Consider the following 22146-nt stretch of genomic DNA (forward strand, 5'->3'; position numbering starts at 1 on the left):
ATTCGGGATTTTTTATTTTTCTATCACTATTTAAAAAAAGAAAAGTTTGCAGAAAAAGAAAGCCCCAAATAAATTTATTTAGGGCGATTGCAAAACAAAGAGGTGGGTGCGGATCTTTTTTTTCAAGTAAGGAGTCAATAAAATTGACTAAAATAACCTTATTTGGAATTAATGTTATTTGTGCGACCGTTCTTTCATTTACTATGATTGTTGGTGAATAATTAGGTTCTCTTAATATTGGTGATGGGGACACAGTAGTTCAAGCTATTTTGATGTGCAATAAATAGTTTGGTGGGGGGCGGTTTTCTCCCCTCAATTTTTCTTCAAGTTGTTAGATTTGTGGTACAAGCACCCTGTCTTTAAAATAGATTATTCGGCATAAATGATAATGATTGCTATTTCGTCAAATGTTTGACAACATAGGTGATTATTTACTCTGCTGATATCTTTCTATTATGTCTCAACACTCTTCATTCTATTCATACATTGGTTATCAACCTAAGCATCAGCAGGTTGAAGAATATCGCTTTCAAGACCAAATTCTATTGCGCCAAGGTGTATTGGAAACCACGGAAGATCTGCAGATTGAAGAGACTTATCAAGCCGGCTTTAATTTAGTGGCTGTTCATAGTGGAAGTGTGATTAGTGAAAGTGTCAATGGGCAGAAAATAGAGATAGCGACACCGAGTATTTTTATTGCTAATAGTGTTGAACGCTATTCTTTATTGAATCAGTTTAAATCGGGCGATCCCCTAAGATATACATTATTGCAATTATCATCTCAGTGGCTTGAGCAACAACATATTTTATTGCCCCCCATACTGCAACAAAACCAATCACTCATGTTGCATCATCTGACTATGGATAACACTTTTTTAGCGTTAACCATGCAGTTATTTCAAAATCCAGTTCACGACTCTTTAAAACCACTTTACTACTCTGGTAAAGCCTGCGAATTTGCTTCATTAAGTTTACAATATTTATGTCATGCGCAAGAGCCTGCGAATCGACCATTAAGTCAGCGTGAAAAAAACAGCTTAAAACAGGCGAAAGAGATTTTAATTGCTGAAATGGAAACACCACCGAAACTTGAAATATTAGCGGCACGCGTGGGATTAAATACACGAAAACTCACTCAAGGTTTTCGTCAATTATTTGGTAATTCTGTTTATGGTTGGCTACAAGAGTATCGCTTACAAACCGCATATAACATGTTGCTAAATGAAGGAGAATCCATCTCAAGTGTTGCCTATTATGTTGGGTATACACCGGCTCATTTTTCTGTCGCATTTCGCAAACGTTTTGGTATATTGCCGGGAGATGTACGCAAAGGGCATTTCACGCCTTAATTGATTTTATTAGGTTTATCGGTATATTTATTATCTTCTTCGCTTGATTTACCATCTATTAAACACTTAATTAATTCTATCTTTCCCACCTTGCTTAATAAATAAGCAAAATGCTTCTAAATCGAAAGTAATAGTCACGCAATCTAAAGTCTTGTTGCTAGAGGGTAAATACCCTTTTCGCTATAGTGCCACAAGATGTTGTGGAGATTATTATGCATAATGAATTATGGGCGTTGTTGCGTCCTTATCGCACTTTATTAATAAGTGCGCTGTTACTACAAACTGTTGCTGGTTTTAGCTCTTTAGTACCTTGGCTGGCACTCTATCAACTTATTATTTCTTTCCCTTCAGCTAATACGTTTTGGTTAACCATTGCGGTTATTGGTGGCGTTGTATGGCTTATTTCACAGACAATTGCCTTTCATTTAACGCATTTAATGGATGCTAAATTAACTTATCAATTACGGTTAGCATTATCAGAAAAAATGCAAAAATTACCGTTGAATTGGTTTATTAGCCAAGGGAAAAATGGTGTTAACCAATATGTTCAGCGCGATATTAAAGCTCTACATCAATTAATTGCTCATGCACCCGCTGATATCGTGCAATTAATGGTTGTTCCTATTATTGCCATTATCGTGTTATCAACCGTAAATCTTTTTTTATTGGTTTTCTCTCTCATTCCTTTAATCATTGCTTACTTTTGTTTTAAACAAACACAATCATCTCGTTATCAAATGTATTGTGAACAACGTGATAAGGCAATGAAAACGCTCTTTGAAGATTATCAACTTCTTGCTGAAAACCCACTTGTAGCACGTCAATTTCCGCATAAAGGTATTGTTGATAGAACAGAGAAAGCATTATTTAATTTTGTTTATCATTTTCAAAATTGGGTTAAAAGAGTCGGATTATTAGGATCACTTACCCAGTTATTATTGAGTGCAACATTATTAACGGGATGGCTATTACTGGGTGCTACTATTTTTGAACAAGCGTTACCATTGGCCGATTTACTCCTGTTTATTTTATTATTAAGACGTATTGCAGAGCCTGTCATGGCTATGGGGCATGGTGGTGACGCCTTACGTGGAGCGAAAAAATCAGCGCAGCGGATCCAACAATTATTAAATCAACCTGAAATGCAATATGGTGATTTATCGACAAACACGATATCTCATGCTGTTGCGTTAACGGCAGATTCTGTTTGCCTTTCGTATGGTGATAAAGAGATCCTTGATAATATTAATTTTGAAATTAAAAAAGGAGAGTTTATTGCCATTGTAGGGCCTTCCGGCGCAGGTAAAAGCTCTTTATTACAACTGATTGCTCGATTTATGGATGCAACATCAGGTGAGATCATGATTGAGAATAAGCGCTTACAAGCATATTCACGTCATGCATTAAACCAAATTACCACAGTGGTGATGCAAAACAGCCAACCACTACCTTACTCCATTAAAGATAACTTGTTGTTATTTAATCCACATTGTAGCGAAGAGCAATTGCAATCGGCAATTAATGAAACGCATTTTGCTCAAGTCATTGAACTTCTACCTCAAGGTTTATCAACGATCATCAATGATGAAACACCACTTTCTGGTGGTGAAGCTCAACGTTTGGCGATAGCCCGTGCATTCATTGCCAATAGTCCTTTGTTATTGGCTGATGAACCTTCTTCAGCGCTTGATCCTGATAATGCGCAACATATTTTTAATGCGCTAAAAAATAAAACCATGACACGGATAGTCGTCACACATTCACTGGTTTTGGCACAACAAGCTAACAGAGTGATATTTATGGTTGATGGAAGGTTAGTCGCAATGGGAAATCATGATGATTTACTACTCAATTGTGAGCGCTATAGTGATTTTGTTCAGAAACAAGGAGAGCAAAATGAAGACTAATCCCTTTGTTTCATTACTCTTATCTTTAAAATTTCCCCTTAGTTTTATGGTTTTTAGTGCCATTTTAGAAGGGTTATGTGGTTTATTATTATTGCCTATTATTATCTATTGGGATCAGGATGCTAGCCTATATTTATGGATATTGGCAGGATTAACACTCGTTACGCTGGTTTTTCAGTATATTGCAACATTAAAAGGTTTTCTGGCAGGTACAACGGTGATGAGGATCTTAGTTCAAGCGTTGATCCGCCATTTACCGCGTAGTTTAACACCACCGCCTCAAGCACAAACGTTATGCTCAGGTGCTGCAATGAGTGCAATGAGCATTCCTGCTCATTTACTGGCTCCTGTTATCAGTGTTGTAGTGACACCATTAACTGTAATTATTGGCCTTTTATTTTATAACGCCACTTTTGCTTTTATTTTTATCGTGGCTGCATTATTACTTGTTGCAGTGATGCGGATCAGTGCCAAAGGGCTGTATAGACAAGAAGTGACACTGCAAACAGCAGAGGCTGTGGCGGCTAAAACATTGGCTGATTTTGCACAACATCAGGCATTATTGCGAAAAAGTGGGCAAAATACGCTGTTCTCGCAGCAGTTACAGCAAGATTTATTGGCACAACATCACCAACAAGTGCAGTTATTACAAAGAAGTTTACCCTATCATCTGATTTTTTCTTTCTGTATTCAGGTTATTTTTATTGCCGTTTTAGTTATTGGTGCAATGAATGTTGATGCTAATACTCTTACTTTAACGCAGTGGTTGGCGGTCGTAGTATTAATTGCTCGTTTTATTGAACCGTTATTTCAGCTTTCTCATATTGATCAGGCATTAAGACAGAGTAAACAATCACTTACTTTAATAAAAAATGCGTTGGATGCTCCCACATTACAAAGTCCAAAACAAAGTGATACTCCTAAAAGCAATGACATTCGTTGTGAAAAACTGGATGTGAATAATAGTTTAGGTACGCCGATCCTTTCTAACATAACAGCGCTATGTCCCGATAAAAAAATGACGGCAATTGTCGGCAGTTCTGGTGCAGGTAAAACAACATTACTACGTGTTTTAGCGCGTCTTATTGATGCAGATAAAGGACAAGTTTTTTATGGAGATAAAAAAGTTAATGATTTATCTGAGAGTGTATTAGCGCGAACAAGACAAATCGTATTTCAGCATAACCAATTAATTAGAGGCTCATTGCGTTGGTCATTATTACAAGATGAGAACTCAACTGTCAGCGATAATGATATTTTACATCTACTTAATGGATTGAATTTATCGGTGACTCAAACTGATTTAGATGAAGATGTGGGCGATCAGGGAGATCGTTATTCTGGTGGACAAAAACAGCGACTATGTTTAGCGCGTTCATTATTAGCCGATCCTAAGATCTTATTTTTAGATGAACCTACGGCAAGCCTTGATACAGTCAGTCGTGAAAAAGTGGCTCTTTATCTTGAAAACCTAACATCCACTCGAGTCGTGATCACCCATGATCCGGATATTGCTAAACGAGCGGATCATGTCATTGTGCTTGATGATGGAAAAGTCATTGAAGAAGGTTCTCCTGATGCATTGTTGTTATCTTCAACATGGTTCTCACGTTTTTGTGGATCATATTGAGTTTTTCGATCTTCATTAGTTGTTGAGTAATATCGATTGGCAATCGAAAGAGATAATTTGGCAATCGAAAATACCCTAATCCCAAAATTGATAGAGTGATAACCATTATCATTTGAATATTTTGGGATAGGTATGGTTTACATTTCTTCTTTAGCTGACTTAGATAAAACACAGAAATTATCACCAGTATTAAATCAACGTACACAAAATAAATTGGCATTAACACAATGCGCTATTTTGTGTTCTACCGCTTTATTTTCACTTTCTGCTATCGCAAATACAGCAACAGAAAATAATAAAGCAGTCGATGTTTTGGTGGTAACGGAAAGCACGGCACAACATCGCGATAGCCTTGCTCCCGGCGTTAGTACATTAAGTAAAATGGCGCTTAAGCCCAGAGAGATCCCACAAACTGTCTCTGTGATAGACAGAGAGCAAATAGAAACTCAAAACCTAAATACCCTTGATGAAGTAATGACTCGTGCTAATGGGGTTACTAGCGCACCTTTTGTTTTATTAACAACGGCTTATTACGCTCGTGGCTTTCAAATTAACTCTTTTGAGCTTGATGGTGTTCCTGCTTTAATGGGAAATATGGCAAGTTCGCCACAAGATATGGCTGTTTATGAACGTGTTGAGATCTTAAAAGGCTCTAACGGATTAATGCATGGAATGGGAAATCCTGCGGCAACCATCAATATGGTACGTAAACACGCACCTTTAGACGATCAACTAAAAGCAACATTTACGGCTGGAAGTTGGAACCGTTATCGCGGTGAAGTCGATGTGGGCGGGCGTTTAAATCAAGAAGGCAGTGTGCGCGGTCGAGTCGTAATGGCGTGGGAAGATAAAGATTTTTTCTATGATATCTCAGATCAAAAGACTCGCTTAATTTATGCCACAGTGGATGCAGACTTAACGGCTAACACACTATTACGTACAGGTATTCAATATCAAACAATAGACTCCATCACCAATATGGCAGGTGTGCCAATGGGAAAAGATGGTAGCGATTTGCACCTTTCTCGTAAAACCTATTTAGATGCTGACTGGGATAAATTCAAATGGGATACCACTCGTTTATTTACCGGAATTGAACATCAAATTAATGATGATTGGCTGTTTAAAATCAACGGCGATTATCAATATGCTAAAGCACGTTTATTGTATGCAGGGGCATGGGGAAATATTGATCCTGAAACTGGTGATGGAGCCATGCTAATGGGAGGGGCATACAAGTTCCATAACTATCAAACCAGTCTTGATACCAATGTCACAGGAAAAATTAATGGTTGGGGCTTACAACATGACGTGATAGTGGGAATGAGTTACTCAAAGGCCAGTGAAGAACAGCACACTGGTCAATTTAAAGATCCTCTCAATGTACCTGTGAATATTTATCGCTGGGATCCTCACAGTGTACCGAAACCACAAATAACGGGCTATTCCTCTCAAGGTGCGACAAAAACGGAACAAACTGGCATCTATGGAATGGGGCGGATCAAACTTATTGAGCCAGTAACATTGATTGCAGGGGCGAGAGCGAGCTGGTGGGAAGTGACAAAACCCCAAGCTAAGTTTACTGAAAATGGAAAAATCACCCCTTATGGTGGTTTGATTTGGGACTTTGCACCTCAATGGTCATGGTACAGCAGTTATTCTACGGTTTATCAACCACAAACAGGGAAAACTTGGAGTGGTGAAATGTTGAAACCAGTGGAAGGACAAACCGTTGAAACCGGGATCAAAGGCGCTTTGATGAATGGTGGACTTAACGTCTCCGCCGCTGTTTTCCGTATTGATATGAAAAATAATCCACAAGAAGATCCGGCCCATCCTGGAGGGGGATTTAATACCTATCTTATTAGTGGCGGCAAAGTTGTTAGTCAAGGTTTTGATATTGAAGGAATGGGGTACTTATCGCCATTTTGGGATCTCTCTGTCGGTTATACCTATACCGATACGGAATATAAAGAAGACACACTGAATAAAGGTAATAGCTTTAACTCATTAGTTCCTCGCCACATGGTAAGAGTGTGGACAAATTATCAGTTACCTTGGGATGCGCGTAAGTGGAGTGTGGGCGGTGGTATTCAAGCGCAAAGTGAATATAGCAAAACAAACGGTGAAGTTACGTTACGTCAAGGTGGCTATGCGGTATTTAATTCGCGCTTAGGTTACCAAATTAATGAACATTGGTCTGCGGCATTAAATATTAATAACGTCTTTGATAAACGTTATTACTCAAGCCTGTTCTCACCTCAATGGAATAACCGTTACGGCGAACCTCGTAACGTTATGTTGAATATCAAGGCTGATTTCTAATGCGAAAGGCATTGCTGATCAGTTGTGCAGTTTTAGGCAGCGTAATAGGAAGTATTACGCTGTCACTACTGATAGCAACATTTTATCCCAGCACTGATCCTCTTAATTGCCTGTATGCAGCCGTCTTTTTACCTGTTATCTGCTTATGTGGATTGCTCTGTTTCAGCTTATTCTCACTGAATGGAAAACAGGTATTTTGGCGAGCATGGAGCTGGTGGCCATTACCTTTAATATTGTTGGAATTTATTCTATGAAAGCAATATTAAAGCGCCAATTTTTACAACTTCATCGCCAAGTAGGTTCTTTATTTGGCATTCTATTATTTATTATTCTATTGACGGGAACATGGTCACTAGCGCATGAAAATTTAAATATATGGGTTCAATTTAAGCCTTTAAATAAAGAATTATTACCATTAGATCAGTTATTAGCCAAAGGTGAATACTTCTTAGGTGAAAATGGCTTTAATAGTGTGAAATTACCCTCTATAGATCATCCAATTATCACTTTTTGCCAAGGAATGGGCGATTGTTCACTGCAATTAAATGCACAAACGGGTGAAGAAATTACAGTAAGAGAAGTTATCTCTCCTATTGTTAATTTACATAAAAATCTATTTATGGGGTTTTCTGGACGATTATTTATTAGCTTATTTGGTTTTGTTTTTGCGCTATTACTAATAACTGGCATTGTTATTCATCACCGTAAAGTCTATCAATTATTTCGACTCCGTTTTAATCAAGGGCGTAGGCTGTTTTTCTTTGATTTACATAATGTCATTGGATTATGGAGTTATCCGTGGCTCGTAATGTTTGCATTAACGGGGGCATTATCAGGATTAGGGGCATTTGGTACATTAATGCTCGCAAAATATGTGGAGCCAGAAGCACCAGCACAAGTCATGATGAAATTAATGGGACAATCAACACCCGTTTCATCTGAGTTTATTGCATCTTCTCCCAGCTCATTGTTAATTCAACTTTCACAAGAAAAAGCAGACTTTATTCCTGAAACTATTAATTGGAAAAATAGAGGTAATGCTGAACAGCAAATTACGGTGAGTGGTATTAATTTATATTTACCCAGCACCGCTAATTTTGAGCAGTTATTTTTTTCTGGCTTAGATAATCATTGGATTGCAGAAAAAAGTGCTGTGTCTCAGCAATTTTGGACGCGTGCTTTTATTGCCATTCAACCTTTGCATTATGGCCAATATTTATGGACAGGTTCAGCAAACTTTAGTTTATCGGTACTTCATTGCCTAATGGGAATGATGGCCTGTGTATTAACCTTTAGTGGATTAATAATTTGGGTATTAAAAAAGCCCATTAATATCAGTTCCCGTTTAGTGTTAGGAGGTTGTTCTGGTTTAATTTTTGCCAGTACATGTTTAATTCCTATCGCTATTTTCTCCGCGTTATCACCGATACTGCCTTTTTTTAGTGTTTGGTTGATAACGCTTCTTTTTTATTTGTTTTATCCGCAAGTGATCAAACTTACTTTTCTTATTTTAACCATAAGTAGCGTGGTTTTATTTATCAGTGTCTTTAGTCACTTATTTATAACTCATGCTGCTTTGTGGTGGGTAAGTTGTGCCTTGTTGATCAGTGCCGTTTTCTATTTTTTGATGGGTCTTTTTCTACTTAAAAGACAGTAATTGGAGTCTGTTATGCAAGAATTATTAAAACATCGGCAATTAGTGGTAACGCTAGGTTTACTTTATTTAGCACAAGGTATTCCGATGGGAATTGCGATGGATGCATTGCCTACATTATTACGCCAAGAAGGTTCAGCTTTAAGTGCAATCGCATTTATTCCATTAGTCGGATTGCCATGGGTATTAAAATTTTTATGGGCGCCAGTGGTTGATAATTATTGGTTTAAATCTTTAGGTCGTCGCCGTAGCTGGATTATTCCCATGCAAGTCATCGTGACGTTCTGTTTATTATTATTAGCAATCATTGGTATTTCTATCGAAACGGCAAAATGGGGTGTCATTTTATTAGCTATCGCTTCATTAGCCAGTGCTACACAGGATATTGCAACAGATGGTATGGCCGCTGAGCATGCGAGTGGCACGTTATTATCGAAAATAAATGCTGTTCAAATTGCAGGTGTGATGGGCGGCTTTTTCTTAGGAGGAGCAGGTATGATGATCCTCACTGATAAATTAGGTCAACATACCGCATTACTGTTATTTGCCTCAGTGCCCGCTATCAGTTTATTTTTTATTACGTTATTTCGTCAAAAAGCAAAATATGATGAGGGTGAAAATGGTGATTCACCTAATGCAAGCCTATTAAAAACGGTACGTAGAAAAGGTGCGGTAAGACTATTAACACTGACATTGCTTTCAGCAGTAACCGCAGTTTCGGGCTTTGGTTTAGCAAAACTCTTTTTAAGTGACAGCGGTTGGTCTTTAGCAGAGATCGGGAAAATGGGCATGATGGGTGGCATGGTAACCCTTTTCTTTGGCTGTGGAGGTGGTGCTTGGTTGATTAATAAAATTGGTGTGTGGCGTGCTTTTTCTGCAGGATTGCTGTGTGCTTTAGGTTCCTCATTATTATGGCTTTCACAATCAACAGGCTCTATCAGTCTTTCAATAGTTGCTGTATGTATTGTATTAGGCTCTTTATCATCAGGGATCACTTCTGTAGCTATTATGACCGCAGGTATGCATTTTGCGTCAACGGATAATCAAGCTGGTACAGATATGACGGCTGTACAAAGTATGCGCGATATAGGGGAAATGGCGTGTGCCATGATGTTAGTGAGTTTAACGAGCGTTATTGGATACAGTGGTGGCTTTGGGCTAGCCGCTGTCATTGCATTAGGTGCATTGTTAGTGACTATTGCTAATGTCCGTTATCAGGAAAAATGTAAGGTATTTTAAGTGATAGCCCAAAGATACAAGGGTATTTTTGGGCTATAGGTTTTATTAAAACTAAATAGAGCTTAATCTACTTCGGGTTGGATAACTGAATTATTACTAATATGTAATGCTTTTTGAATTTTAAAATTCTTACCATTAACGCTAAGAGATAAATTTACCCTACCTGAAGTGGTACTTGTTACTTCAATAACATAATGGCCTGGAGCAACTTGTTTTGTTTCACTAAATTTAACGATCGCTTTATCAGAAACGGCTATGACTTTTTGGTTAGGCAATGGATTTCCCCATTGATCTTTAAGTTCTAATGATAAAAAAGCTTTATCTATACCATCTGAATCGATATCTGTTGGAGATAAAGTAATTTGAGAGAGTGCTTCACTGGCTACTTTTGATTCAAATGTAATAGGTTGAGCTGACAAAGAATCATTATCTATAGTTGCAGTGACAATAACATCAAGAGGTTCTGTGCTTGAGATAGAGGTAACTGCAATACCTTTATCATTAGTTATTGATATTTCATTATCAATATTGACGATGTTTTTATCTTGATTGGTAAACCAATTTACCTCTACATTTGGAAGTGGATTATGGTTTTGATCTTCAACAACAGCGGTAAAAAGAACACGAGTTTGTCCATCTGCAATGTAAAGTGATTGAGCTGGAATAATTGAAGTAATATTCCCATCTATCTTGGTCTTTGCAAAGAATGTTGATCCTTCCGTGACGTTATGTGTGGAAGTCACCTCTGCTTTTACAACGACTTTACCCGCAACATTGCTGATCATTGTTGTACTGGCTTTACCATCTTTATCTGTAGTCAGAATTGCGTTTTTAAAGGTGGCCTGATCTAAAGTCCTTAAAATAACTTCTACGTTAGGAATAGGGAGTAGGCTCTTGTCAACCACAGTCAGATTGATGGTTTTTTCTGTGACATTATCTGCCGGTGAAATTTCAGGGGTAATGGTTAAATAGGAACGTGGAATATGGGCGCTATCTTTATCAATAACAGGTGTGAAATTAACAGAAATAGGATATTCCATCTCTTTTACTTTTACCTTAATGGTAGTATTTCCTGGATGTGTATTGGTAATAGGGACAATGATTTCACCCGTTAATGAAGTATAACCCGTAGGTTGAATGAAAGCGCCATTGTCAGCCGTAAAATTAACAATAAAATTATTAATAGGATGATTTTCTTTATCAGTTACAATCAGTTTTAATTGGTTTTTATCTTTACCATCAGCTAATGCATTATTTTTTATTACTGACAAATTACCCTTTAAAATAGTGGCATTATCAGTAGTAGCAATAAATTGAATATCAATAGGATTAAATTTATTATTTTGGTAACTAGGAGTAATACTCACAATTTCAGGGGATATTCCTGCGGTTATTATTGCTTTATATTTTCCTTTTTCTAGTCGAGAAAATGAGGTTAATTGACTTGAGCTTACTTTATTATTTGATTTTTTTTCTAATAATATTTTTTCAGGTTCAACATCAAAAGGTAAATTATCATTATCTCGTATTGTTAAAATTAGCGCTTGAGTAGAGTGACCATTCGCTATCAATATTTGTCTATCAGATCCAAATTGACTATTGTTTATGTTAATTCCACTTTGATTAACAATAATTTCTCCTTGGACAGACTCAGAGCGATTGCCTTTTTCATCAATCGCAATAGCATTAATAACATATGTGTTTTGTTTTGGTGTGCCTGATATATATGTTGGCAATGTGAGCGAATAATTTAAACCTTGTTTATGATTTATTTTACCGCCATTTGATAAAAATGTACTTGCAGACCATTCTATATTTTTAATGGGATAAGTTGAATTAATTTTAATATCAAGCGCTTTTTCTTCTTTTGAAGAACCTGTGATATTGGGCGAAAAGGAAAATGAAATAGTTGCTTTTTTCTTATATTCTAAAACAATATCGTTATTTCTATCGACAAAATCATAACGATTTCCTGACAATAAACGCATAGCACGTACGTTATCAGGATCAAATTGTGAAGCGAGTGATTCACCTAAACGGTATTGAAAATTAACACCGAATGTATTATCACTATTATCATGTAAACCCATTCGACGATCTGCACTTAACGTTATTAAAGGAATTGGGGTATAGGTTAATCCTGCAGTATAGGCATGGGGGTTTTCTTGTCGACTATCTGTATTAAATAGCCCAACCTCTTTACCATAATATTGTTCAAAAATAAGTTTTGCACCGAGTTGAGGATAAGCTGGAAGATATCCTTCAGCTCTTAAATCCCAGCCATTTGCAGGGCGCTCATCATAATTTTCTAAACTCTTTGAAGTACGCCAATTTGATATCCGATAATAATGATTTGCACTGAATTTCAAATAATCACGCCATAGTTCAGCACCAATACCAATGCGGCGATGATGACGAGTTAAATCATGATCATAAAAAGCATTAATACCGAGCATAAATCTATCCGTAAAGTAACGATATCCTAAGCCTTGATTTATCTGGCTACGTGAATCTTTACGGTGATAACTGGTTTGAGAAAAAATAATATTCTGATTGTATTCGTATAAAGGGATTAAAAAATCAGCAGCACTATTTTCTAATGTGAATTTATTATCCGTTGCAAGAGAGATACGTGCATTTCCGAATTGATTTAACCATTGCTCTATTTCAGTGCTGGCTTTATTGGTAACTTGATTGACAGCATATTGTGTAGCATTGGTTTCTTTATTTAATAAATCTTTGTTATTTACAATAAGTTGCGCTAATTTTGAATGTTCTTCTGTTATAGGGAGAAAGTGCCCATTATTAGAACTGTTAATTTGATTTTTGGTTTGATTATCTTGTGCAAAAGCAGAATAAGGAAGTGTAGCTGATACAGGGAAAGCTATTTGAATAAAAATATTTATCCAAGTTACTTTTTTTGTAATAGAAGATATGGGGAGGGTGAAATCCCGTTTTTGTGTTTTCATTTTTAAAACTCATCGCAATAAATAAATAGTGATGAGATTTTCTGATTTATATAAACTTTCGATATCAAAAAGGAAACATAAATATATAAAAATAAGGTAATTGAAAAAATGACAGGTTGTTTTATAAAAAAAGAGGGGGATTTTAAGTGTTTTAATTGATAAATAAAAAGCCAATATGTTCATTTATATTGGCTTTAGGATAAATATGAAGAAATTAGATATCAACAAAAATATCAGGATCAGGCCCTAAACGTTTTTTCTTGTCGAGTGTTGTTATCTCCGCAACTTCCTCTTTTTCTAATTTAAAATCAAAAATGTGAAAGTTTTCTTCGATACGAGAAGGAGTGACAGATTTTGGAATAACCACCAGTCCACTATCTAAATGCCAACGTAATACAATTTGAGCGGGTGTTTTATGGTATTTTTCAGCCAGTTTTTGAATAATTGGTTGATCAAATACGCCTTCTCCACCTTGGGCTAATGGGCTCCAAGATTCAGTCACAATATTGTGAGTCGTGTTCCATGCTCTTAATGGTGCTTGTTGCATTAATGGATGAATTTCAATCTGATTAATAACAGGGGCAACACCCGTTTCAGTAATGATACGTTCAAGATGCTCTTCTTTGAAATTACAGACACCTATGCTTTTTACTAACCCTTCTTTTTGCAGAATAATCATTTGCTTCCACGCTTCAACATAAAGTTCGCGTGAAGGTACAGGCCAATGCATTAAATAGAGATCAATATAATCAAGTTGCAAACGCTGGAGGCTTTCTAATACGGCACCACGGGCATGGGTCTGATCGTTATTCCATAATTTTGTAGTGATAAAGAGTTCATCACGAGGAACCGTGGTCTGTTTTAGCGCTTTACCGACACCTTCTTCATTGTGGTAAATCGCTGCGGTATCAAAAAGGCGATAGCCTGTATCAAGAGCGTGATGAATTGCGTTAACAACTTGATGATTATCTGCTTGCCAAACACCAAGCCCAAGTTGTGGGATAGCATTTCCATCAGATAGCTTGATCAGTTTAGGTTTATCCATTTCTGTCTCCAAAGTCGCATTAAAGAACTTAGAGTGCCGCTGTATAAATACGTTGGCTGACTTCTAATGTGATATCTTGATGCTCGCCTAGTGCGGTTTGTCCATGTTCTTCCAATTTACGCACTAAAGCAGGTATATCTTCTTCAGTAATTTTGAAATCAGCCAGTCGAGTTCTAAGTCCCATTAATTCAAAGAATTTTCGAGTTTCATTAATCGCAGTTTCAATTTTAAAAGCGTCAGAACCTTGGTTTATACCCCAGACTTTTTGTGCATATTGGATTAACTTCTCGTATTTAGCCTGTCGTTTTTCATTTAATAAGGCAGGTAAAACGATGGCGAGAGTTTGTGCATGATCAAGCCCGTGTAAAGCCGTGAGTTCGTGACCTAATGCATGTGTAGCCCAATCTTGAGGAACACCAACACCAAGGATGCCATTAAGGGCTTGTGATGCTGTCCACATTATATTAGCACGGATATCATAGTCTGTAGGTGATGTCAGCGCTTTTGGCCCTTGATCAATCAAAATACGTAAAAGGCCTTCTGCATATTCATCTTGTACACGAGCATTCACAGGATAAGTGAGATATTGCTCTAATATATGAATAAAAGCATCTACAACTCCATTAGCCGTTTGTCTTGGGGGTAAAGAATAGGTAGTTGTTGGATCTAAAATAGCGCAATGAGGATAGACATGGGGGCTGGCAAAACTTTGTTTATCCTTTGTCTGTTTTTTACTGATAACTGAAAAACTATTTGTTTCTGTGCCAGTTGCTGGAAGCGTTAATACGCAACTTAAAGGTAGTGCTTTTTCAATGACTTTACCGCGACTAGTGACAATTTCCCATGGCTCACCTTGATAGGGTACAGCAGCTGCAATAAATTTTGTCCCATCAATAACCGACCCGCCCCCTACGGCTAATAAATGCGTGATACCGTGATATCTTGCATAAGAGACAGCTTTCATCAATATTTCATAAGAAGGATTGGGTTCAATACCACCAAATTCATGAATTTGATGGCCGGGAAGTGCAGTATAAATTTCGTCTAATACGCCATTGCGTTTAATACTACCGCCGCCATAAGTTAATAAGATACGTTCATTTTTGCCTATTTCAGAACGTAATTTTTCTATTTGGCCTTGACCAAAATGAAGACGAGTCGGTGAGTAATAAGTAAAGTTTTGCATTTTGTTTCCACCATAATTTAATGTTCTGCAGTATGACAATTAATCAGGAAAGTTTTTTTCACTGTATCTAGACGAAATTGCATGACATAACTATAACTGTAAGGTTGTAAAAATGAGCGTTGAATTAAATTTCTTAATAACAACAACAGTTCATATTGTAGTTAATTTATAAGGAGTAATATGAAAAGTCATTATTTAACATTAAACCAAGAACATTGGGATAAACAAGCTGCGATGGAAAATCAGTGGTCTAAGCCTGTAAGCGATGAAGAAATTATTGCTGCAAAGCAAGGCGACTGGAAAGTCCATTTAACGCCTAACCCAGTTAAGAGTGAGTGGCTAACAGATATTAAAGGTAAAAAAATACTCTGTTTAGCGTCTGCAGGTGGGCAACAAGCGCCTATTTTAGCGGCTGCTGGTGGCATTGTGACAGTATTTGATTTATCAGAAGGGCAATTAAGTAAAGATAGCCAATTGGCGCAAAAGCATCAGTTAGATTTGGTCGCAGTTCAAGGTGATATGGCAGATCTAACCGCATTTGCTGATGAAAGTTTTGATATTATTTTTCATCCTATTTCCAATTTATATGTACCAGATGTAAATCTTGTTTGGCAAGAATGCTACCGTGTTTTGAAGAAAGGCGGTGTATTGATGGCGAGTTTTTATAACCCAGTTGTATTTGTTGATGATAGAGATCCGCAATTACGCTCTCAGGGATTAATGAGACCCACTTACCGCTTACCGTATAGTGATCAAGGTTCATTACCTTCAGATATTCTGCAAGAAAAAGTGGCAAAAGGTGATGGGCTTGTATTTGGTCATTCTTTAACTGATCTTATTGGTGGACAATTAGCGGCAGGTTTTCTATTACAAGATTTTGTTGAAGATTTTGCTCCTCATGCTCGTTTTCTCGTTGATAGCTATATTCCTACATTCCTTGCTTCAAAAGCGATTAAGCTTTAAAGATAAATAGAGTAAAAAGACCATGATTGTAATTAATGTAAATGGATTTTTAGTTAGATATTAATAGGTTAGGAGATAAAACAATGAACAACTGAACTTTTGAAGTCTTAGATGATTAAAAACGCCATTATGATGTTTAAAATAATGGCGTTTTTTTTGAATTATTTATTACTGGTGCTATTTTTACGATGGCGAATATACATTACGATAGAGCCAATTAAACCTGCACTTAAGAGCAATACAGGCAATGTCATCAAAATATTCATCACTAGTGTTTCATGCTTTTGAATAAAGGGAATTAAATTCAATACATAACCTAGCGACACAATAATACCTACCCACAAAAAGCCACTTAACCAGTTAAATATTTGAAAGCGACGTTGTTGTAATTCAGATAAGCCTGCTAACGTTGGTAATAATGTTCGTACAAAACCAATAAAGCGACCAATTAATAGTGCATACAAACCTTGGCGATGGAAAAGATCATTTGCCTTATGGTGATATTGCTCAGGTAATTGAGCCATCCAACGTTTAACGATTTTTGTGTCACTTAACCAGCGGCCTTGTAAAAATCCAAGCCAACTCCCAATACTGGCGGCAGTACCTAAGATAATGATTGTCGGAAAGAAGTGTAAAACGTCTTTTGCAATTAAGGCACCACAAAGAATAAGCAGTGTATCTCCTGGTAAAAATGCTGCGGGTAATACCCCATTTTCCAGCATAATAATAACAAAAAGAACAATATAGATAACCCATAACACATTAGGATTAGCCAACACCATATAATCGTGTTGCATTAATGCGTGAATTATCTCTTTTAATGTACCCATTAGCGAACTCGCATTAAAAAGAACTTTATGTTCGTTATTCTAACGCAAAATAAAGACAACAGTTTGATTTAATCCCTGTGGAACCACAGGGATAGATTTTTTTTTATAAAAATTTAATGATTAATTAAGAAATACGTAAAAATGCGTGTTCAAGATCTTCAATTAAATCATCTACATTTTCTAATCCAATATGAACACGGAATAATGTGCCAGTAAATGTAGGTTGTGTTTCATATTGGCGCATCGCTTTAATGTCATTAGGTTGATAGCCTAAAATTAAAGATTCAAATCCTCCCCATGAGAAAGCCATTTTAAATAATGAAAAATTATCTAAAAAAATCGCAAATTCTTCAGGTGAGAGAGCTTTCTTCAAACTAAAAGAGAATAATCCGTTACTGCCTGTGAAATCACGCTGGAAATATTCATGTCCTGGACAAGAGGCTAGCGCAGGGTGATAAACGTTATCAACTAATGGATGTTGTTTTAGCCAACGAGCAACTTCCAATGCACTTTGTTCATGTTGCTTCATTCTCACTGGTAATGTTCTTAATCCTCTTGCTGCCATATAAGCAGTATCAGGATCAACACATTGACCTAATAGATAGGCATTTTCTCGTAACTGTTCCCAACAACGTTCATTCGCTACAGCAAAGCCTAACATGCCATCAGAGTGGCCATTAATATATTTTGTGGCAGATTGGATTGAAATATCGACACCAAAAGTAAGTGGTTTAAGCAGCAATCCTGCCGCCCAAGTGTTATCAATCATAATAATGATTTCAGGATTATATTGGCGAACGGAGCTGACTATTCCTTGTAGATCTTGAATTTCCATCGTAATTGAACCGGGGGATTCAAGAAAAACAATTTTTGTTTCAGGTCGCAGTAGTTGACTGATGTTTTTACCTATTAATGGATCAAAATAGGTTGTTGTGACTGAAAACTTACGTAAGAGGTGATCACAAAAGTTTTGCGTTGGATCGTAAGCTGATCCAGTCACAAGAATATGAGAGTCTTGCTCAACAAACGCGAGTATAGACTGCGTAATAGCTGCTGCACCTGAAGGAAAAAGTGCACAACCTGCACCTTGTTCTAATTCAGTTAGGGCTTCTTGTAAGGCAAAATGAGTGGTAGTACCTCGACGCCCATAAAAAAGTGTACCCTCAGCACGTTTTTTAGTTGCTTCACGTTTTTGTGCAACTGAATCAAAAATAACAGATGAAGTACGTTGTATAATTGGATTTACTGCGCCGAGGGAATATTTTTTAGCTCGTCCAGAAAGGAGGAGTGAGGTTTCTTGTTTTTTTAGCGTCATCCTTAATACCTTCTTTTAATTGATGGTGTGTTTGCTTCACGTTAATTCATTTTTTGGATAAGTACAAAAGGCGATCGATGTAGTTGATAAAATTTCACGTTACGTGAAATAACGATAATTTGTCTTAAAAATCGACAAATGAAAAAAAAATAGCCAAATAGTAATGATAATTACTATCAAAATGCTTCATGTTTGATATCATTTGAGCGTTTTCTCTTTCCTGATGGCAAACAGGATGATTGTAAGCGAACGATTTTGGGTAAGTAGTGACGGAAAACGTCATTGCTGAATAAATAAATAGATAAAAAAGAGAGTAAAAGGCCAACTGATGCGTAATTTGACAGCTTCTATTCTATTGGCAATCGGTCTGACAGGCTCTGCTTTTGCGGATACGACTCCTGCCACACCAACTGAACAGCCAACTACTGCTGCCGTTTCTTCAACAGCTTCTACACAGGGAACTGCTACAACCGCAACACCAACAACAGGCTCATCTGCGAATACCAGCAATGAGGCTAAAGTACCAGGTTCTGAACCTGCTAAGCCTGAGGGTGAAAATACTTTACCTGCAACGGTTGAAAACGCAGAAAACACGGAAAATACCCCGTCTGCGACAGAAAATACATCACCAGCAGTAGAGCCAGAAATGGTTGCTGGTGGTGGATTTGCAGAAGATTTATCTGTAATGGGCATGTATCGTAATGCCGATTTAGTCGTTAAAAGTGTCATGATTGGCTTACTGTTAGCTTCTATTGTGACGTGGGCGTTATTTTTCGCCAAAGGAAGCTATTTACTCTCATTACGTCGTCGATTAAGAAATGAAACAGCGCAATTAGTTGATGCTAAATCACTTAATGATGCTTTAACCATTAGCAAAAAATTTGGTAATAAGAGCGCGACTGCTGATTTCTTTAATGATGCTGAATTAGAGCGTACTTACTCTCAAGAAAGTAAAGTAGCATCAGGCATTAAAGAACGTGTTGAAATGCGTATGGAACGTCGAGTTGCTGCCATTGTTCGTGAATTAGGCCGTGGTAATGGCTACTTAGCCACTATCGGTGCAATTTCTCCATTTATCGGTCTTTTTGGTACGGTTTGGGGAATTATGAACAGCTTTATTGGTATTGCACATTCTCAAACGACTAACTTAGCGGTTGTTGCTCCGGGGATTGCAGAAGCCTTATTAGCGACTGCGATTGGTCTGATTGCCGCTATCCCAGCAGTTATCATTTATAATATTTTTGCTCGTATGATCGCAGGTTATCGTGGTGAAATTGGTGATATTGCAACAGGTGTGGTGACATTAGTTAGCCGTGACTTAGATATCGAAAACAGCAAAGCAAGGTAATGAATTATGGCAATGCGTCTTGGTGATGATTCAGGTGATGATAATGAATTACATGATATCAATGTGACGCCTTTTATTGATGTCATGTTGGTTCTGCTCATTATCTTTATGGTAGCCGCGCCTTTAGCTACCGTTGATATAAAAGTAAATTTACCCGCTTCAAGTGCAAAACCACAGCCACGCCCTGAAAAGCCTGTTTATTTGACCATTAAGTCTGATAAGCAAATTTTCATTGGTGAAGAAATGGTCACGCATGAAACGATGGCTAATGTGTTAGATACGATGACACAAGCAAATAAAGAGACCACCATCTTTTTCCAAGCAGATAAAAGCGTTGATTATGAAACGTTAATGGCTGCAATGGATTCGTTAAGAAAGGCAGGGTATCTCAAAGTTGGATTAGTAGGGATGGAAACAGTCTCTACAGGCGGTTAAAGTTTAGAAATACGCTATTCAACTAAGTATTATTACGCTATTTTAAAAGCACTTTATTTGTCGTTGTAAAATGATGAATAAGGTGCTTTTTTATTGTGCAAAAAATCATACTTATATTTTTTTATTGTTTTTTGTTATTAATGAGATAATTAATAAAATTGAGTTAGAATAAAATTTAGCTTTAGTCTTAAATAATATTAATAATAGGTAGGTTAACTTTAAGAATAAATAATTAATTAAGTTTACTTGGTAATATCGTGCTGAATCAATTAATGCTAAGTAGATATTATTATTTCAACTTACCTTACATTAATATTCATTAACTCTTCATTTTTTTTCACTTTTTGATTTGTTGATATTTTGTTTTTTAAGTTAAATTTTCCTATAACCATATGATTGGTAATGTTTTTATGTAAATTTGATTTAAGTGTAAAAATGCTTGCGCAAAAAATCTTATTGGATATAATGCACCCACGTTACAAATTGAAATATTTTGTAACGTGCAAGAACGCCTAATTTGTTTATTATCTAAGTTATCCGTATTTGGATACTTATTTTTTTATTGCACCAGGTAGACCGTTGTTTTCAGTCATTCCAATTTCTGGTAAGTAGATTTTATTTACTTATTCAAACCACTTCTTATTTTTGATAAGCGGTGAGTAAAATAAAACGTGAAAGGCAGAGAACTACACATAGCATTTTATTATTTTAATAAATTTAAAGGCCATAACATTTCGGTGTTATGGCTTTTTATTTTATTGACTGATTCGGTTGTTATCATTATTCCTATCCGTTCCTATCGTTCCTATCGTTCCTATCGTTCCTATCGTTCCTATCCGTTCCTATCCGTTCCTATCGTTCTTATCGTTCCTAAATAGGGGATGTGCTTTGCTTTTATCTTTTTCTTTTGGTTTATCTCCTATTCTTTATAAGATCTTTGTCTGATTGAAAACTACAAACAGTTAACAAAGAGCTTTTCTATTTTTTAGATTTATGACCACTTTTTTTATCTATTCTCACAAAAAAACGAAATATGCTTTATTTGGGGATTTTTTATCGATAATTTGTGCTTTTTTTATCCACAATAACAACATGGATTTAACATGAAAATTTATTTAGGTTAATTTCATTATAAACTCGATATGTTATAAAATAACTCAATGTAATTATCCCGAACGATTACTAATTAGTAATTATTAATGATCTTATCTTTTGAATGTAACTGTATATCGATATGTATTTAATTTTATAGCGATTTTGCGCTAGGGTATTAGCTTATTCCAAAAACGAATATACATATAACTATATGAAAAATGATAAGAAAAATAGGTTAATTTTTGATTGAAAAGTAAACAGAGTAATAATGATTAAAAAATAATAACAAATGAAGATTGGATAAATTAGTAATTAAAATAGGGTGAAATTAAATATATTAATGTAATGATTTCTTGTTTATGAAATGCAATTTTTAACATTATTTATGATGTAATATAAAGGTTGATAATATGAAAACAAGAGTCATCATTATAATTAAAAAATATATTAAAACTTATTTTTAATAAAATTTTCCAGAAAATGGAAAATATTAATTATTAATTTTGTATTATTTTAAATATATTGTCTTATAAATTGGGTGTTTTTTAATAGATTTGTATCTTACTGATTTATAATAATTAATAATTTCACGCCCCCCTAATTATTGAGATAATGAGAATTATTTCTACTTAAATTATCATTATTAAATAGCATTTTAATAATTTTAAAATGACGAAATATATAAAAAATAGACATTAAACCTTATATTGCTGAAACGTTTTTACTCACATAAAAGAATAATTTATTTTTTAATGAATTATCGCTTGATAATGATCAAGTCATTATTGTGTCGGAGTGTTAAAAAGGCGGTGTTTTAAAATTATTCCAATTAAAAATCATCATATCAGGAGAGATA

14 protein-coding genes are annotated in these 22146 nt (G+C 36.0%); 9 read left to right on the forward strand and 5 right to left on the reverse strand.

The window, feature by feature from the left end; genetic code table 11:
* Positions 1-455: 455 nt before the first annotated feature.
* The 6 genes from LG402_RS03250 (at position 456) to LG402_RS03275 (ending at position 10104) form a co-directional block, all read left to right on the forward strand.
* The gene (locus LG402_RS03250; protein WP_109393200.1) at positions 456-1349 is read left to right on the forward strand and encodes an AraC family transcriptional regulator; all 894 of its coding nucleotides are present in this window, start codon (positions 456-458) and stop codon (positions 1347-1349) included.
* Between the two features lie 212 nt (positions 1350-1561).
* Positions 1562-3256: an ABC transporter ATP-binding protein gene (locus LG402_RS03255; RefSeq protein ID WP_227336421.1), complete on the forward strand. Its 1695-nt coding sequence runs from the start codon at positions 1562-1564 to the stop codon at positions 3254-3256.
* Positions 3246-4886, forward strand: a complete 1641-nt coding sequence (locus tag LG402_RS03260) for an ATP-binding cassette domain-containing protein (protein WP_227336422.1) — start codon at positions 3246-3248, stop codon at positions 4884-4886. Before LG402_RS03255 ends, LG402_RS03260 begins: the two co-directional genes overlap by 11 nt.
* Positions 4887-5018: 132 nt before the next feature.
* A complete protein-coding gene (locus tag LG402_RS03265) occupies positions 5019-7211 on the forward strand; it encodes a TonB-dependent siderophore receptor (RefSeq protein WP_227336423.1) in 2193 nt (730 codons plus the stop codon).
* A 145-nt stretch (positions 7212-7356) separates the two neighbouring features.
* On the forward strand, positions 7357-8868 hold the full coding sequence (locus LG402_RS03270) for a PepSY-associated TM helix domain-containing protein (protein ID WP_227336424.1): 1512 nt from the start codon (positions 7357-7359) through the stop codon (positions 8866-8868).
* 12 nt (positions 8869-8880) lie between these two features.
* Positions 8881-10104, forward strand: a complete 1224-nt coding sequence (locus tag LG402_RS03275; protein WP_227336425.1) for a RhtX/FptX family siderophore transporter — start codon at positions 8881-8883, stop codon at positions 10102-10104.
* 62 nt (positions 10105-10166) lie between these two features.
* Here LG402_RS03275 and LG402_RS03280 read toward each other — a convergent pair whose 3' ends face one another.
* From LG402_RS03280 to LG402_RS03290, 3 genes are all read right to left on the reverse strand, one after another.
* A complete protein-coding gene (locus tag LG402_RS03280; protein ID WP_227336426.1) occupies positions 10167-13073 on the reverse strand; it encodes an inverse autotransporter beta domain-containing protein in 2907 nt (968 codons plus the stop codon).
* A gap of 214 nt (positions 13074-13287) precedes the next feature.
* On the reverse strand, positions 13288-14118 hold the full coding sequence (dkgA, locus tag LG402_RS03285) for a 2,5-didehydrogluconate reductase DkgA (protein WP_227336427.1): 831 nt from the start codon (positions 14116-14118) through the stop codon (positions 13288-13290).
* Positions 14119-14146: 28 nt separating this feature from the next.
* On the reverse strand, positions 14147-15304 hold the full coding sequence (locus tag LG402_RS03290; RefSeq protein ID WP_227336428.1) for an iron-containing alcohol dehydrogenase: 1158 nt from the start codon (positions 15302-15304) through the stop codon (positions 14147-14149).
* A gap of 180 nt (positions 15305-15484) precedes the next feature.
* Between LG402_RS03290 and LG402_RS03295 the strand changes: the two genes are divergently transcribed.
* A complete protein-coding gene (locus tag LG402_RS03295) occupies positions 15485-16267 on the forward strand; it encodes a class I SAM-dependent methyltransferase (protein WP_166539454.1) in 783 nt (260 codons plus the stop codon).
* A gap of 161 nt (positions 16268-16428) precedes the next feature.
* On the opposite strand, the gene LG402_RS03300 is transcribed toward LG402_RS03295, so the two are convergent.
* Both LG402_RS03300 and metC read right to left on the reverse strand, forming a co-directional pair.
* Positions 16429-17097: a DedA family protein gene (locus LG402_RS03300; protein ID WP_109408041.1), complete on the reverse strand. Its 669-nt coding sequence runs from the start codon at positions 17095-17097 to the stop codon at positions 16429-16431.
* 124 nt (positions 17098-17221) lie between these two features.
* Positions 17222-18412: a cystathionine beta-lyase gene (gene metC / locus LG402_RS03305; protein WP_166539455.1), complete on the reverse strand. Its 1191-nt coding sequence runs from the start codon at positions 18410-18412 to the stop codon at positions 17222-17224.
* A gap of 328 nt (positions 18413-18740) precedes the next feature.
* Here metC and exbB point away from each other — a divergent pair, with 328 nt between their 5' ends.
* Entirely contained in the window at positions 18741-19760 is a 1020-nt protein-coding gene (gene exbB, locus LG402_RS03310; RefSeq protein ID WP_166539456.1) for a tonB-system energizer ExbB, read from the forward strand.
* Between the two features lie 6 nt (positions 19761-19766).
* Complete coding sequence (gene exbD / locus LG402_RS03315) at positions 19767-20195, forward strand: TonB system transport protein ExbD (protein WP_072069444.1); 429 nt, start codon at positions 19767-19769, stop codon at positions 20193-20195.
* Positions 20196-22146: the final 1951 nt, after the last annotated feature.

This window comes from Proteus sp. NMG38-2, assembly GCF_020640995.1.
GTDB lineage: Bacteria > Pseudomonadota > Gammaproteobacteria > Enterobacterales > Enterobacteriaceae > Proteus.